Genomic DNA, 15,317 nt, shown 5'->3' on the forward strand with positions numbered 1-15,317 from the left:
CAAATTAAACTTTTTTATAAAAAATTCTAATACTTAATTTGAGTATTTTCTTCTTTTAATTCTGATAAAAAGTAAGATTAGCATGAATAAAAAAAGCGAACCAAATGGTTCGCTTTTTTTACTCTTTGTTTTTTCTAAAAAAAAGAATAGCATATTTATACATGTAATGCTCTATCTCCTGTTGCAGCAAGTGCTGCTTCTTTTATAGCTTCTGTAAATGTTGGGTGTGCATGAGACATACGCGAAACATCTTCTGCAGATGCTCTATACTCCATAGCTACAACTGCTTCTGCTATCATATCTGCTGCACGAGCACCAACCATGTGTACTCCTAATATTTCGTCTGTAGTTTTATCTGCAAGAATTTTTACAAATCCGTCTAAATCCATACTTGCTCTACTTCTACCTAAAGCACGCATAGGAAATTGCCCTGTTTTATAAGCCACACCAGCTTCTTTTAATTGTTCTTCGGTTTTACCAACAGAAGCAACTTCTGGCCAAGTATAAACAATACCAGGAATTAGATTATAATCTATATGTGGTTTTTGTCCTGCTAAAGTTTCTGCAACAAAAACACCTTCTTCTTCAGATTTATGTGCAAGCATTGCTCCTTTAATAACATCTCCAATAGCATAAATATTAGATGTGCTAGTTTGTAGATGCTCATTTACTTCAACCTTACCTCTTTCGGTTACTTTTACTCCTGCAGCTTCTAAATTTAAGCCTTCAGTATATGCGTGACGACCAACAGAAACTAAAACATAATCTCCTGTAAAGCTTACTTCTTCTCCTTTTTTATTATCTGCCTTTACAATAACTTCATCACCAACTCGCTCTACAGATTTTACTTTGTGAGAGGTATTAATTTTAAATTTCTGTTTCTTTAAAACTTTATTTAATTCTTTAGAAACTCCAGCATCCATTGTTGGTAAAATTCTATCCATATATTCTACAACAGAAACTTCTGCACCAAGTCTTTTATATACTTGACCAAGTTCTAAACCTATAACTCCTCCTCCAATAACAATTAAGTGTTTAGGAATTTCTTTAAGTTTTAAAGCTTCGGTAGAAGTGATTACGCGTTCTTTATCTAATTTAATAAATGGTAAGGTAGACGGTTTAGATCCTGTAGCAATAATGGTGTTTTTTGCTTCAATTTCTGTAGTTTCTTCTCCTGAAATTAAAATATGAGTTGCGTCTTTAAAGCTTCCTAAACCTTGATACACATCAATGTTATTTTTTTTCATTAAATAATCAATTCCTCCAGTGGTTTGATCTACAACAGACTGCTTTCTAGCAATCATCTGCTCTAAATTTACTTTAATATCACCAGGAATATCAATACCATGTTCTTCAAAATGTTTAACAGCGTCTTCGTAATGATGTGAAGAGTCTAAAAGGGCTTTACTAGGTATACAACCAACATTTAAACAGGTTCCTCCTAGTGTAGAATATTTTTCAATAATAGCAGTTTTCATGCCTAATTGCGCGCAACGTATTGCTGCTACATATCCTCCAGGTCCTGAACCTATTATTGCTACATCGTATGAATTCATATTTTTATTTTTCTTAATTAAAAAAGATGCTTTACCAACCTAAGGCAGACAAAGCGTTAAAATTTAAAACAAAAGTACAACATTGATTTATGAATTGCGAATTACAATTAATGAAATTTGAAAGAATACTTTAAATTATGAAGAAAAAAAAAGCCTATTCAAAATATTTCAAAACTGGTTACTTTTTGAAACAGAACAGGCTTATATGTAACTGATTAATAGCTCTACAAATTACTAGGTTTTATAAAACACACACAATACTCAATTTGAGTAATTTGTAAAAAATCTTTTAAATTAAATTTTTATTTGTTTTTAACATTCCTATTAATTCTCCTGTAGATGAAATATTTAATTTTTTAAGAATATTTCTTCTATGTGTATCTACAGTATGTGAGCTAATATTTAATTTATCTGAAATATCTTTACTGGTCTTATTTAAAACCAACAACCTTACAACATCACGCTCTCTATTACTTAATCCGCCTTCTAATAATTTTTGCGAATGGTTATTAAAATAGATGGTTTCATATTCATTATTAGGGTTTAGTAATTTAGCTGAAGCTGTTATTTGCATTTTTATATTAGGATCTAAAACAGTGTAATGTGCTAAACCTATAATAGGTTTCATTTCTGAATTGAAAGCTAATGGTGTTGTATTTTGAATAATATTTACATATTCTCCTTTGGCATTTTTAAACCTGTAGTTCCAGGTATAATTTGCTTTTTGTCTATTTTCAGACTCTATACCAGTAATAGTGAATTCCATTAAACTATTTAAAGCACTTAACCATATATCTATATCATCTGGATGTATTCTACTCCAAAAATAACGCATTCCTTTTGCCTTTAACTCACTAGCATCTAACCCTATACAGGCATTAAAATTCTTACTTATATACTCAAAAGTAAGATCTTGTGTATTTGTAATACAAAAGAAGGTAGAACTATACGGAAGATAAAAATCTAAATCTATAATTTTTTTAATATGTGTCTCTAAAGATGGACAATCATAAGATTCAAAAATAGATTTATAAAGTTGTTTTATTTGAGAGTATTTCATAAAATAGTTTATAATAATAAACGACAAGCAGCAATTTATGAAATTATTTTTACGTAGGAAAACCTAACATTTCTCCCATACCAACAGTAAATAACCAGCAACCATAAATAGCATGCTCAATAGTTACTAAAATGGTTGACCTAGACTTGCTATAGGTAAATGCAAATAACAAACCACCCAGAAAAGTTAATACAATTACCAACCCATTTTTAAAAAACAAATGTGCCATAGCAAAAACAATAGCGTTTACCAGCATTAGCCAATTGGTATTGTAAAATAAATTTTTATATCGTTGAAAATAAAAAGTTCTATATATAAGTTCTTGCGGATATACAGAAAAAATGCTGTAAGCAAATAAAATTACCAACCACAAAAGTGGTTTATGTAACACCACACTAAAAAGACTGTCCTTGCTTGTAAACCACACAAAAAGTATGGTTAAAAATGCGATAAGTAACATTTTTAATAAGGTCATTTTCCAAAAACGCTGCCAGTTTAGGTTTTGGCTTATTTTAAATGTGTTTTTTTCTACTTTAAGTAAAAAATAAACCACGTATACAAAACCAAGCAAGCCTAATGTTAGCTTTATTATAAAAGAATAATTAAATATAAAACTTACAGGAAGGATTATAAACAGGATAAAGAATTCTATGTATCTATAGAGATTAGCTAGCATAATTAAATATACAAAAATTACTGCTATAGAAAACAATTAGAAATATTAGCTTAAAAAAAACTATTGCTTGTTTTTGTTTGCTATAGTTTGTAAAATAAAACTTAATTCTGGATCCTTGTTCTGTTTTCTATCTTGAATAGTTGGCAAAATTTTGTAATCTGGCTTTACACCATAACCCGCTGGTTCTTGTTTAAAAGGTGTTTCAATCTGCATTAAACCTATTCGCATTTTTAATTTGGTTTCTGGCAACTCATATATTTTAAATATACCTGCTACTGTAGAGTTGTATGCACCTCCTGTTTCTTCGCCAACAAAAACAGCCCTTTTATTTGCTTGTAATTGGTTAGATAATATAGAAGACGCAGAAAAAGAATGCCCATTAATTAATACATAAACGTCACCTTTAAAACCAGTACTTTTTGGTTCTGCTTCTTTTATTTGTTTAAATGTGTAGTACAACTTACCATCTTCTTTTTTGGTTTTAATCAAATTATGTGTAGCAATAATTGGCGAAAATACACCAAGAAAAATTTTAAACCCTGTAGATGATGTATTAGACATAAATGCCTTTAAGTAAGGAATTCTACTATTTACTTCTGCTGGTTCTAAAAACTGAAATGGTTTTTCTGCTAAATACGAATATAACTCTGCAATTTCAGCAAGACTTCCGCCTCCATTATTTCTTATATCAATGATTAAATTTTCTGTTTTTGAAGAATCTATTTTTTTAAAAACTTCCTTGTAAAAGGTTTTATATTTTCCGCCCATAAACCCTCTTATTTTCATGTAAGCAACAGCGCTGTCTTTGCCTATAAAGGTTATATTTCTAGTATATTCTTTTCTAGATTTGTTATAACCATATATTTGGTTATGTTTTCGTTTTAATTTTGCTTTTTGTTTGTTTTCCTTACGTTCTGCCTTCGTTAGTTTAACTTTTACTGGCTTATTTAAAGTATCGTTTGTTATAGTATCTTTCTTTTTTTTATCTTTTTCTCTATACTTAAACTTTCTATTAAATATAGAGTCTTCTTTTTTAAAAGTAACCTGTAAGCTATCTATAAAATATTTATCGCTATTGTAATAAGAAGCAAATCTATTTCCTAAAACCCTATCATACAAAGTGGTATTATAGCCATCTGAAGTTATTAAGTTTTTGTATTTATTTATTACTTCTGCAATAGGTTCCTCTTCTATTTTAACAACCTCACTTCCAACAAGAAAAGAGTCTTTAGATCTTGTATTGATTACCAAAAGTTTATTTTCTAAATAATCAAAATCTAAATCGTTAAACGTAAATTCTTTTTTTGTATAGGCCTTATACTCCTTTCTTGTAAAATGTTTTTTTGGTGCATAAACACCTATATGACCTTGTTTTACAGTGCCTATAACCGGATAAATTTTAGCATAAAATTGATAACTTGTAAGTGGCTTATCTATACTTTTTTTAAGGCTATCAAATTTATAATCTAAGCGTTCTTTACTAATGTATAAATTAAGATTAGGATGCTGCTTTTTAAGTTGTATATATGCTTTATCTACGTCTTTATGTAAAGATGCTACACTATGTAATGATTGTATTTGTTGATTAAATTTTTCTGCACTAGAACAAGAAGTTATAAGTATTGTAATTAATATAAGAAAGGAAAAAATTTTCATTAAAATAAGATAGGTTTTTTTATTCTGTTTTTAAATATAGTGCAATTTTAATTTTAGCTCCTTTTCTTTTTGATAATTTTATAAAACACTGTAATCTTTAGGTTTTAATTTTACACCTTTATTGCTGTAGTATGTTTTACTTCATTTATAACAAACATACTATGTGTACTACCAATATGATTAATTTTAGTTAATCTATTTACCATAAACTCCCTAAAAGCTTCCATATCTTTCACCAATACTTTTAAAAGGTAATCGTAGTCGCCACTAATATGATAACACTCTAAAACTTCTTGTAAACTGGTGACTTCCTTTTCAAACTTTATTACATACTCTTGTGAATGCTGTATTAGCTTTACGTGGCAAAAAGCTACAAAAGATTTATTTACTTTTTCTTTATTAACCAAAGCCACGTACTTATTTATAACGCCTTGATTTTCCAGCTTTTTAATTCTTTCATAAACCGCTGTTACAGAAAGATGAAGCTTATTAGATAGTTCTTTATTGGTTTGTTTGCTATCTTGTTGTAAAAGTTGCATTAGTTTTTGGTCTATGGCATCAAAAGTCATATTGAAAAATTTTCAGTAAAAACAGAAATAACTCTATCCTTTATTGTTTTAAAACTGTAAAAATAACTATTTATAGATTTAAAATCTAAATAAAATCACATCTATTGATTATTAATCTAATAATAATGAATTTTACAAGCATATAAACTAAATCGTTTTTTAATTATGACTTTTAAACCAGCAAATAACATACAAGATTTACAATATTTCGGGGAATTTGGAGGTGTTAATCCTTCTATTTCAGACTCTTCTACCTATACATTTTTATCGGCAAAAACCATGTTTGACACCTTTGAGGGTAATGCAGATGGTTGCTACTTATACTCCAGACACTCAACACCTTCTAATTTATATTTAGGCGAAGCACTTGCTGCTATGGAAGGTACAGAAACTGCCAACGTTACTGCTTCAGGAATGGGAGCAATTACTCCTGTAATTATGCAACTTTGTGGTTCTGGAGATCATATTGTTTCAAGCAGAACTATTTATGGAGGTACTTACGCTTTCTTAAAAAACTTTACACCACGTTTTAACGTTGCAACTACTTTTGTAGATATCACAAAATTAGATGTAGTTGAAGCTGCAATTACAGCAAATACTAAAATAATATACTGTGAATCTGTGAGTAACCCTTTATTAGAAGTTGCAGATATTGCAGGCTTAGCCAAGCTAGCAAAAAAACACAACCTTAAATTAGTTGTTGATAATACGTTTTCACCATTATCTATTTCTCCTGCAGAGTTAGGTGCAGATGTGGTAATACACAGTTTAACCAAATTTATTAACGGTTCTAGTGATACCGTTGGAGGCGTTGTTTGTGGCACACAAGAATTTATAAACGATTTACGAAACGTAAACGATGGCGCATGTATGTTATTAGGCTCCACTATGGATAGCCTAAGAGCTGCTTCTATTTTAAAAAACTTAAGAACTTTACATATAAGAATGCAGCAGCATAGTTTAAACGCTAGCTACTTAGCGGAAAAGTTTGAAAATTTAGGGCTTAAAACAGTGTATCCTGGTTTAGCTTCACATCCTTCACACGAATTATTTAAGTCTATGATGAATGACAAATACGGATTTGGGGGCATGCTTACCATAGATGTTGGCTCTTTAGATAAAGCCAATGCATTAATGGAAATGATGCAAGAAAAAAACCTTGGTTACTTAGCGGTAAGTTTAGGCTTTTATAAAACACTATTCTCTGCTCCAGGTAGTTCTACTTCTTCAGAAATACCAGAAAACGAACAAAAAGAAATGGGCTTAAGTGATGGCTTAATTCGTTTTTCTATAGGATTAGATGCCGATATAGAACGTACATTTAATAACATAAAAACATGCATGTTAGCATTACATATTCTAAAATAATACAATTTTATTTTTAAGAAAAGAAAAAGGTTTGAATTGCTTCAAACCTTTTTTGCATTTGCATACTTTATACTAAAATCGTAACATTACACTTCTTAAACCAACAATATACATGCACAAAGACGATAATCTTTCAGAAATTGATATTCAAGACCAAAAAATAATAGATAATAAAGAGCTTAATATTTGGGAAGCACTTATTCCTGTTGTAATACTAATGAGCTTATTGGCTTATAATATCTTTTTTGCTGATGGCGAAATGTTTGGAGAATACTCTAACCAAATTATATTATTAGTTGGTGGTTTTGTTGCTTTTATTGATGGTTTATACAATAAAGTTTCTCCTTTAGTAATGGTTAAAGAAATTAAAGAAAACCTTAAAAGTGTCTTTGTTCCTATTATGATTCTTTTTCTTGTTGGTGCATTAGCAGGAACGTGGCTAATTAGCGGTGTAATTCCTGCCATGGTGTATTATGGCTTACAAGTTTTAAGTCCTGCCATATTTTTACCTGCTTCGGTAATTATTTGTGCTATAATCTCTATTGCAACAGGTAGTTCCTGGACCACCTCTGCAACCGTTGGCATTGCACTTATTGGTATAGGCTCTGCATTAGGGATTCACCCTGGAATGATTGCTGGTGCAGTAATTTCTGGCGCATATTTTGGCGATAAAATGTCTCCTCTAAGTGATACCACAAACCTTGCTCCTGCTATGGCTGGAACAGATTTGTTTACCCACATTAGATATATGACCATAACAACAGTACCTACGCTTATTATTACCTTGATTGCATTCTCTATTATGAGTGCTAATATAGAAACAACAGGAAGTGCAGATATTAGCGGCTTATTAAACAGTATAAAAACCACTTTTAATATTACTCCTTTATTATTTCTTGTTCCTGTAGCTGTAATTGTTTTAATATTGTTAAAAACGAAACCTTTAATAGCATTAACTTCTGGTGTTTTACTTGCTGCAGTTTTTGCGTTTATTTTTCAAACAGAGGTGCTTAACGCATTATCAGATTCTAATTTTACAGCTGTAATTAATTCCGTTTTCACAGACACCCAAATTGCTACAGATAATGAAAAACTAAACGATTTGTTTAGTGCTGGCGGAATGCAAGGTATGCTATGGACCATCTACTTAATTTGTTGTGCCATGATATTTGGTGGTATTATGGATGCCATTGGTGCTTTATCAAGAATAACAAAAGAACTTTTAAAACTAGCAAACTCTGTATTTGGTTTATTTGCCAGTACAGTAATTAGCTGTTTAGGATTAAATGCCATAGCATCAGACCAATATTTAGCCATTGTTATTCCGGGAAAAATGTTTAAAAAAGCTTATGAAGATAAAGGTCTAGCTCCAGAAAACTTAAGTAGAACTTTAGAAGACTCAGGTACAGTAACCTCTGTTCTTATCCCATGGAATACTTGTGGAGCTTACCAATCTAGTGTTCTAGGTGTTGGAGTTGGAGAGTATTTTTTCTATGCCATATTTAACTGGCTAAGTCCATTTACAACCTTATTTTTTGCAGCACTTAACATTAAAATAAGACAACTTAAATCTAAATAATTGTAAATTATCACATTTACATTTTACTATAATAAAAATTTATAGCCTAATAAGATTTTAAAATTTTATTAGGCTTGTTTTTTTATGCTTCAACTGTATATTTGTCTACTGAAAAAACAAAGTATTAATTATAAAAAATTTAAAACAAATGGCTATAGTAGGAAAACAATTTCCAGATTTAAATGTAGACGCAATGAACGAAATGGGAGACACTTTTAAAGTGAACGTTCTTGAAGAAGCAAAAAACAACAAAAAAAAAGTGTTATTATTCTGGTACCCAAAAGATTTTACTTTTGTTTGCCCAACAGAATTACATGCTTTTGAAGCAGCCAAAGCAGAATTTGAAAAAAGAAACACTATTGTTATTGGTGCTTCTTGTGATACTCCAGAAGTACACTTCGCATGGTTAAACACACCAAAAGACAATGGAGGTATTGAAGGTGTTACTTACCCAATTTTAGCAGATTCAAACCGTAATCTTGCTTCTACTTTAGGTATTTTAGATATCACTAATGAAAAATATAACGAAGAAACAGGAGTAGTAACTGTAGAAGGTGACAATGTAACTTATAGAGCTACTTACGTAATTGATGAAGATGGAATTGTACAACACGAAGGTGTAAACAACATGCCTATTGGTAGAAACGTAAATGAGTTTTTACGTATTATCGATGCTTTAACACACGTTCAAGAAAAAGGAGAAGTTTGTCCTGCAAACTGGGAAGAAGGAAAAGACGCAATGTCTGCTGACGCCAAAGCAACAGCAGCATATTTAGCCACTCACTAAAAAAAAGCAAATATCATGGTTCAAGAATTAAGTCAAGATAACTTAAATGAAATTATTACTACTAACAAAACCGTTGTAGTACAATACTCTGCAACTTGGTGTGGTAACTGTCGTATAATGAAACCAAAGGTTAAAAAATTAGCTGGTGAGTTAGAAGATATTACGTTTGTTATCGCTGACGCGGAAAAATTTCCGGAATCAAGAAAATTAGCTACAGTAGATAATTTACCAACGTTTGCCACTTTTAAAGACGGAAAATTTGTAAATCAAACACAGACGAACAAATTTGATGTTTTAAAAGAATTAGTAAACGAAGTAGCATAATATGAAAACACATTTCTGTATTTGCAGAAATAAAAAACTAAACTATTTATGAAATTACCAGTAATAAAACACCTAACACAATTTATTGAAGACAATGATGAAGACTATATTGTTGAAACCATTGAAACCTTAGAAGCCTTAACCGAAGTTTCCTCATTAAAAGATGAAGAACTAGATGTTATTGGAGAATTAATCTCTAATATGTATGGTGCTATTGAAGTAAATAAAATGATTAAAGAAGGTGCCTCTAAAAAAGATGCAGCAAATACCTTTATGAAGCGTGTTTTAGGTTCTATTGATAAATAGAAAAACGAAAAAGGAAAATTAGTAGTTAAACCACTTTGCGTAAGCAAGGTGGTTTTTTTATTTAAATGAAAATTTGTGCTTGTAAATCTTTCTACTATCTTCGTTTTACTCGATTACAATACTTTAAACCGTATTCTATCATATACATACTCTAGAACTGTTAATGCGCTATTATGAAAAATCTACTAAACTATATTCAATCTCGATTTACCTTAACTAATGAAGATATTGGTTTGGCTGAAAACTATTTTATTACCGAAAATGTACCTGCACAAACCCTACTTTTAGAAGCTGGAAAAACAGAACGCTATATTTATTTTTTAAGTGAAGGTATTGTAAAAGGATATGAAAATATAAACGGAAAAATAGTTGTGCAACATTTAGTAGCAGCACACGATTTCTTTACCTCTTTAGATAGTTTTATGAGCGAAACTGCAGCGCTTGACTACTACGAAACGATTACTAACTGTAAGTTGCTAAAAATAGCAAAACCAGATTTTGATTTACTACAAGCACAATCTACCTTTTGGAGTAACTTTATAAAAACGGTTACTAACGAGCATCTTAGCTGCAAACTAGAACGCGTTAAAGATTTTCAAGTTTTAACTGCAAAAGAGCGGTATTTAAAATTTATTAAACAACACCCTAATCTAGCTTTAAACGTGTCTATAGATAATATTGCTTCCTTTTTAGGCATAGAACCACAATCTTTAAGTCGTATTAGAAAACAAATTGCTTTCTAACAAATGTTATTTTTAAACCCTCTATTACTGTATACCTTTACACCAACAAAAACAAAAACATGAGTAAAGAAATTGCATTAGTAACAGGTGGAAATGGACATTTAGGAAACAATTTAATACGTTTATTACTTTCTAAAAATTTAAAAGTAAGAACAACCGTTAGAGATATACATAACAGAACTCCATTTAAAGGATTAGATTGCGAGGTTATGCAAGCAGATCTTTTAGATAAAGCATCCCTAAAAAAAGCATTTAAAAATGTTACACATCTTTATGCAGTAGCTGCTAACTTTAGTATGTGGGCAAAAAATCCAAAAGTAGAAATTTATGATAATAACCTAAAAGGCACACAAAACCTGTTTGAAACAGCAAATGCATGTGGTATTAAAAATATAGTATATGTAAGTTCTGTTGCTTCTTTAGATTTTACATCCTTACCAGCTAATGTAGATAATGGGTACAATAAAGACCGAAGAAACTGGTATTATAATTCTAAAAATGATTCAGATAAATTAGCTTTAAAATTAGGTGAAAAACACAATATAAGAACCGTTTTAATTCTGCCATCTGCAATGATTGGTAGCTATGCACACAAGCTTAGCTATTCTAACAATTTGGTGTATCAAATTTTAAAAGGTAAAATCCCTGTAGATACCCATGTTACTTTAAATTGGGTCGATGTAAAAGATGTTGCATTTGGAACCTACCAAGCCATGTTAAAAGGTAAAAATAGAGCGCGTTATATTCTCTCTAATCCAACACATACCACATTACAAGAAAGTGTAAAAATAGCAGCAGATTTATATCCTGAACTAAAACTAAAAACCCCAAAAAAAGTACCTAAATACCTATTATATGCTGTTGCTTCTTTAATGGAATATAGTAGTAAGCTAACCGGAAAAGAACCCTTAATGCAACGTCACTATCTAGATATGTTTTACGGATTAAAACAGGACTATAATATTAGTAAATCAATTGACGAATTAGGTTATAATCCTAAACCATCAAAACAAGCCTTACAGGATGCACTTAGCTATTTAAAAAACGATTGGAAAACACAACAATAGCAATAAACAGTAATTTAACTTTGCTTCAATAAGGTTTTTTTTTGTTAAAAATAATTGGTTAACCAATTATTTTTCTAACTTAGTTCAAGCATTACTATTGTATTTCTACAATAATTCCTTCTAATGCTTTAACTATTATTAAACAAAAACTAACTAATAATGACTAAACAACCTATTACAGCACTGACAACATGTGTGCTACTAAGTATTTTTACAACACTAAATAGCTGTAAAAAAGAAACCAAACCAACCGAAACAACAAAAGAAGTAACAACAGAAAAAACAGTATACGCAAGTGATGTGATTCCGTTTTTTGACGATTGGAAACTAATTTTAGGAGATGGCTCTAACGCAGGAATTGCAAATAATTTTGAAAACAAAGATTATTTTTACACCGTAAACGAAGACAATACAAACTGGGTTGTTTTTAAAGCTCCTAATGGAGGAGATACACACGGAACCTCAAACAATACCAGAACAGAACTAGCACAAATAAAAAAATGGTATCCAAAAACAGCTAATGATAAGCTAACGGCAACCTTAAAAGTAATGCAAGTTTCTGCAACAGGTGATGCTCGTGTAGCAGCAACACACGCAGTGGTTGTAGGGCAAATTCACAGTGCAGATGCCTTTGAAAACGAACCTCTAAAAATATTTTATAAAAAGTTTCCTGGGCACACCAAAGGATCTGTATTTTGGCATTATGAAATCAATACAGCAGGAGATGATAACTCAAAAAGATGGGATTACTCTTCTGCTGTTTGGGGAAATGATTTTTCTGTAGTTGGTACAGAAGCAAACACCTATCCAGAAGAACCTAAAGATGGTATTGCTTTAGGTGAAGAGTTTAGCTATGAAGTAGAAGTTAAAGATGGTGTCATGCACCTAACCTTTACCAGTGAAGGTCATGAAACCAAAACCTTTACCAAAAACCTTATTGAATCTGAATTTACAACAAAAGCAGACATACCAGAACAAACACAAAAACTATTTGTACCCATTGGTCAAGATGGTGTAGAACGTAAAGAAGCTTATACTGGTGAAGGATGTTTCTTTAAACTTGGTGCTTACAACCAAACCAACGGCAAATCTCCAGAAGTAAATAAAAACTGGTGTTCTGGTGCAGAAACACATGATGGTGATGTACAAAAACAATATGCAGATGGTAACTACGCCGAAGTTTGGTTTAAAACTGCAAGCATATCTGTAAGTGAAGCTGCTGTATCTAATGAAGAATATTTTACTAAAAACGATTAATAATACAGTTAATTTATAAAAAAACCACCATGCTTTTACATGGTGGTTTTTTGTTTAAATAAGCACTTGAAATTATAAGATTTTTCTCCTATCTTCGTTCAACAACACAGTAAGTGTTTTAAAATCAAAATTGAACTACACAAACAACACAATTAACAAATACAAAACACCATGAAAAAAGTACTATTCTTAACAGGAGATTTTACAGAAGATTATGAAACTATGGTTCCGTTTCAAATGCTTGAAATGGTAGGCTATCAAGTGCATACCGTTTGTCCTGATAAAAAGAAAGGAGACAGCATTAAAACCGCAATCCACGATTTTGAAGGAGACCAAACTTATACCGAAAAACCAGGACATAATTTTGTATTAAACTACAGTTTTGACCAAGTTGAAGTTGCAGATTATGATGGTTTAGTAATTGCTGGAGGAAGAGCGCCAGAATATTTAAGATTAAACAAAAAAATCATTGAAATAGTAAAATACTTTTTTGAAGCAAATAAGCCTGTAGCTGCTATTTGTCACGGAATTCAAATACTAACTGCTGCAGATGTTGTTAAAGGAAGAAAACTTACTGCATATCCTGCTGTTGGTCCAGAAGTAACATTAGCAGGCGGTGAATTTCAAGATATTCCTGCAGATGGTGTATTTGTAGATGGTAACCTGGTTACCTCTCCTGCCTGGCCAGCACACCCAAGTTTTATTAGAGAATTCTTAAAAATTATGGGAGCAACAATTACAATTTAATACACCTTTTAACTACTGTATCAACATATTTTAGTTTCTCTTTTTAGCTGCCTTTAAGAAGCTTAAAATTGAAAAGAATTTTAAAAAATCACTTTGCCAAATCAAGGTGGTTTTTTAGCTTAGGGTTTACCATAAAACAAACACACTAATACACCTTAGCCTTGTTAACTAAAATACGTAGAGTTACGTATTTTTTACCCAACAAATAAAAGCTAATTTCGTTGCTTCCCGTATTAACAAGAAAAAACAAAACATGCATAAAATAACACGTATCGTTATACTACTTCTCTTAACTATTAACGGTGCATTTGCACAATCGGATAAAATAAAAATAAAATCAGATAAGCTTAAGGAAATCAACTATCTAAAAATGGATGATTTCTACACCACGCATCATTTATATATTGATTTATTTTTAAGAGAAAATTTATTTCCTACTGCTACAACAGCAGATGTTAGTGCCATACTAAAAGCAATAAAAAAATATGTTTCGGTAGACACTCCTTTAGAAATAGAGATAGAAAAACCTGGAAAAAGAAACTATTTAATAAAAATGTCTGTTTTAAAAAAAGAAGATGGAACAGAACTTTTAATTGCTTTTACCAATTGGAATTCCAGAGAAAGAAAATTTGAAAAAGAAATAAAACTTGAAAATGATTCGTACACCAGATGGTATTTTCTAAAGGATAACAAAATGACGTATAGAAAAGATATGTCTGACGAAAAAGCGTATTCAAAGATGACCAAGACCGATCTAGCAAATGCGTATTTATTTGATGAACTTTATGAAAACGATAGCAAGATAAAAGACATTCTTAATGCAAATTTAAAAGAAAGCGACTTAAGTACTTCAGATACTATTGCAACGAATCTTATTCTTTTAAAATATCTAATTTTTAAGAGAGACACCTATAATATTTTAAAACAAAAAGAACATTTACATCAATTATTTGAAGCCAACAAAAATGATATGACGCTTAAAGGTTTAGAAATGGCATTTCATGCAACAAAATTTCAGATTGCATTAATGCAATAAATACAACTTGAAAACAAACATACCTTTAATAAAAAAAGCGCTTAAAGAAAACCTTTAAAAGCTTACTTTAAACGCTATTATTATAATGCTTTTATTATTTTAAAAGTGCCACAATCTCTGTAAAACCTTTATCTTCGGCATAGTTTAAAGCGGTTTTACCTTCGTTATCTTTTATTGTAGTATCTGCTTTATGTGCTAACAACAATTTTACAATAGCCACTTGATTGTATTGTGTAGCAAAAGTTAACGCTGTTGTACCATTATTATTTACGGCATTTACATCTGCTCCATTTTCAATTAAATAGGTTGCAAAGGCAACGTTTCCTTTAAAACTAACACCAATTAAGGCAGTGTTTCCAGAAGCATCTTTATCGTTTATTGGTGCTTTGTGCTCTACTAAAATTTTGGTAGCAGTCTCGTTATCAAAATACGTTGCTAAGATTAGTGGTGTAAAACCACGTTGGTCTTTTGCTTCCGCTAATCTTGGATTTTCTAACAATAGTGTTCTTAAAGTAGCATGATCTTGGTTACGTATACTTTCAAAAACTGTATCTATTTTTTCCATTTTTTTTTTAAATTTTTCTTT

At 30.8% G+C, this 15,317-nt stretch carries 16 protein-coding genes; 10 read left to right on the forward strand and 6 right to left on the reverse strand.

Annotation, left to right across the window (positions count from 1 at the left end):
• Positions 1–155: 155 nt before the first annotated feature.
• From lpdA to KO494_RS13350, 5 genes are all read right to left on the reverse strand, one after another.
• The gene (gene lpdA, locus KO494_RS13330) at positions 156–1,556 is read right to left on the reverse strand and encodes a dihydrolipoyl dehydrogenase (protein ID WP_215968109.1); all 1,401 of its coding nucleotides are present in this window, start codon (positions 1,554–1,556) and stop codon (positions 156–158) included.
• Positions 1,557–1,845: 289 nt separating this feature from the next.
• On the reverse strand, positions 1,846–2,616 hold the full coding sequence (locus tag KO494_RS13335; protein ID WP_215968110.1) for a LuxR C-terminal-related transcriptional regulator: 771 nt from the start codon (positions 2,614–2,616) through the stop codon (positions 1,846–1,848).
• A 49-nt stretch (positions 2,617–2,665) separates the two neighbouring features.
• Positions 2,666–3,076, reverse strand: coding sequence for a CPBP family intramembrane glutamic endopeptidase (locus KO494_RS13340; RefSeq protein WP_252730397.1), 411 nt, complete (start codon positions 3,074–3,076; stop codon positions 2,666–2,668).
• A 276-nt stretch (positions 3,077–3,352) separates the two neighbouring features.
• Positions 3,353–4,948, reverse strand: coding sequence for a S41 family peptidase (locus KO494_RS13345; protein WP_215968112.1), 1,596 nt, complete (start codon positions 4,946–4,948; stop codon positions 3,353–3,355).
• 110 nt (positions 4,949–5,058) lie between these two features.
• Positions 5,059–5,517 (reverse strand): Lrp/AsnC family transcriptional regulator, encoded by a 459-nt coding sequence (locus KO494_RS13350; protein WP_215968113.1) that lies wholly within the window; start codon positions 5,515–5,517, stop codon positions 5,059–5,061.
• A 165-nt stretch (positions 5,518–5,682) separates the two neighbouring features.
• Between KO494_RS13350 and KO494_RS13355 the strand changes: the two genes are divergently transcribed.
• The 10 genes from KO494_RS13355 to KO494_RS13400 all read left to right on the forward strand — a co-directional run bounded on the left by KO494_RS13355 (position 5,683) and on the right by KO494_RS13400 (position 14,731).
• Positions 5,683–6,885, forward strand: a complete 1,203-nt coding sequence (locus KO494_RS13355) for an aminotransferase class I/II-fold pyridoxal phosphate-dependent enzyme (RefSeq protein WP_215968114.1) — start codon at positions 5,683–5,685, stop codon at positions 6,883–6,885.
• A 112-nt stretch (positions 6,886–6,997) separates the two neighbouring features.
• On the forward strand, positions 6,998–8,464 hold the full coding sequence (nhaC, locus tag KO494_RS13360) for a Na+/H+ antiporter NhaC (RefSeq protein ID WP_215968115.1): 1,467 nt from the start codon (positions 6,998–7,000) through the stop codon (positions 8,462–8,464).
• Positions 8,465–8,612: 148 nt separating this feature from the next.
• The gene (locus KO494_RS13365) at positions 8,613–9,251 is read left to right on the forward strand and encodes a peroxiredoxin (RefSeq protein ID WP_215968116.1); all 639 of its coding nucleotides are present in this window, start codon (positions 8,613–8,615) and stop codon (positions 9,249–9,251) included.
• A 15-nt stretch (positions 9,252–9,266) separates the two neighbouring features.
• The gene (locus KO494_RS13370) at positions 9,267–9,575 is read left to right on the forward strand and encodes a co-chaperone YbbN (RefSeq protein ID WP_215968117.1); all 309 of its coding nucleotides are present in this window, start codon (positions 9,267–9,269) and stop codon (positions 9,573–9,575) included.
• A gap of 48 nt (positions 9,576–9,623) precedes the next feature.
• Complete coding sequence (locus KO494_RS13375; RefSeq protein ID WP_215968118.1) at positions 9,624–9,881, forward strand: hypothetical protein; 258 nt, start codon at positions 9,624–9,626, stop codon at positions 9,879–9,881.
• A 173-nt stretch (positions 9,882–10,054) separates the two neighbouring features.
• On the forward strand, positions 10,055–10,624 hold the full coding sequence (locus KO494_RS13380; RefSeq protein WP_215968119.1) for a Crp/Fnr family transcriptional regulator: 570 nt from the start codon (positions 10,055–10,057) through the stop codon (positions 10,622–10,624).
• A gap of 59 nt (positions 10,625–10,683) precedes the next feature.
• Positions 10,684–11,691, forward strand: a complete 1,008-nt coding sequence (locus KO494_RS13385) for an NAD-dependent epimerase/dehydratase family protein (RefSeq protein WP_215968120.1) — start codon at positions 10,684–10,686, stop codon at positions 11,689–11,691.
• A 159-nt stretch (positions 11,692–11,850) separates the two neighbouring features.
• A complete protein-coding gene (locus KO494_RS13390) occupies positions 11,851–12,948 on the forward strand; it encodes a polysaccharide lyase family 7 protein (RefSeq protein ID WP_215968121.1) in 1,098 nt (365 codons plus the stop codon).
• Between the two features lie 171 nt (positions 12,949–13,119).
• Entirely contained in the window at positions 13,120–13,695 is a 576-nt protein-coding gene (locus KO494_RS13395) for a DJ-1/PfpI family protein (protein WP_215968122.1), read from the forward strand.
• Between the two features lie 253 nt (positions 13,696–13,948).
• Positions 13,949–14,731: a hypothetical protein gene (locus KO494_RS13400; protein WP_215968123.1), complete on the forward strand. Its 783-nt coding sequence runs from the start codon at positions 13,949–13,951 to the stop codon at positions 14,729–14,731.
• 94 nt (positions 14,732–14,825) lie between these two features.
• On the opposite strand, the gene KO494_RS13405 is transcribed toward KO494_RS13400, so the two are convergent.
• A complete protein-coding gene (locus tag KO494_RS13405; RefSeq protein WP_215968124.1) occupies positions 14,826–15,296 on the reverse strand; it encodes an ankyrin repeat domain-containing protein in 471 nt (156 codons plus the stop codon).
• Between the last annotated feature and the right edge of the window lie 21 nt (positions 15,297–15,317).

The sequence above is a fragment of the Lacinutrix sp. C3R15 genome, from assembly GCF_018860825.1.
Lineage (GTDB): Bacteria > Bacteroidota > Bacteroidia > Flavobacteriales > Flavobacteriaceae > Oceanihabitans.

Excerpts from the sequence above, each read along its gene's own strand:
- nhaC (WP_215968115.1), top strand. The coding sequence starts at position 6,998 with ATGCACAAAGACGATAATCTTTCAGAAATTGATATTCAAGACCAAAAA.
- KO494_RS13350 (WP_215968113.1), bottom strand. The coding sequence starts at position 5,517 with ATGACTTTTGATGCCATAGACCAAAAACTAATGCAACTTTTACAACAA.
- KO494_RS13405 (WP_215968124.1), bottom strand. The coding sequence starts at position 15,296 with ATGGAAAAAATAGATACAGTTTTTGAAAGTATACGTAACCAAGATCAT.
- KO494_RS13340 (WP_252730397.1), bottom strand. The coding sequence starts at position 3,076 with ATGTTACTTATCGCATTTTTAACCATACTTTTTGTGTGGTTTACAAGC.
- KO494_RS13400 (WP_215968123.1), top strand. The coding sequence starts at position 13,949 with ATGCATAAAATAACACGTATCGTTATACTACTTCTCTTAACTATTAAC.
- KO494_RS13375 (WP_215968118.1), top strand. The coding sequence starts at position 9,624 with ATGAAATTACCAGTAATAAAACACCTAACACAATTTATTGAAGACAAT.
- KO494_RS13385 (WP_215968120.1), top strand. The coding sequence starts at position 10,684 with ATGAGTAAAGAAATTGCATTAGTAACAGGTGGAAATGGACATTTAGGA.
- KO494_RS13390 (WP_215968121.1), top strand. The coding sequence starts at position 11,851 with ATGACTAAACAACCTATTACAGCACTGACAACATGTGTGCTACTAAGT.
- KO494_RS13370 (WP_215968117.1), top strand. The coding sequence starts at position 9,267 with ATGGTTCAAGAATTAAGTCAAGATAACTTAAATGAAATTATTACTACT.
- KO494_RS13335 (WP_215968110.1), bottom strand. The coding sequence starts at position 2,616 with ATGAAATACTCTCAAATAAAACAACTTTATAAATCTATTTTTGAATCT.
- KO494_RS13395 (WP_215968122.1), top strand. The coding sequence starts at position 13,120 with ATGAAAAAAGTACTATTCTTAACAGGAGATTTTACAGAAGATTATGAA.
- lpdA (WP_215968109.1), bottom strand. The coding sequence starts at position 1,556 with ATGAATTCATACGATGTAGCAATAATAGGTTCAGGACCTGGAGGATAT.
- KO494_RS13365 (WP_215968116.1), top strand. The coding sequence starts at position 8,613 with ATGGCTATAGTAGGAAAACAATTTCCAGATTTAAATGTAGACGCAATG.
- KO494_RS13355 (WP_215968114.1), top strand. The coding sequence starts at position 5,683 with ATGACTTTTAAACCAGCAAATAACATACAAGATTTACAATATTTCGGG.
- KO494_RS13345 (WP_215968112.1), bottom strand. The coding sequence starts at position 4,948 with ATGAAAATTTTTTCCTTTCTTATATTAATTACAATACTTATAACTTCT.
- KO494_RS13380 (WP_215968119.1), top strand. The coding sequence starts at position 10,055 with ATGAAAAATCTACTAAACTATATTCAATCTCGATTTACCTTAACTAAT.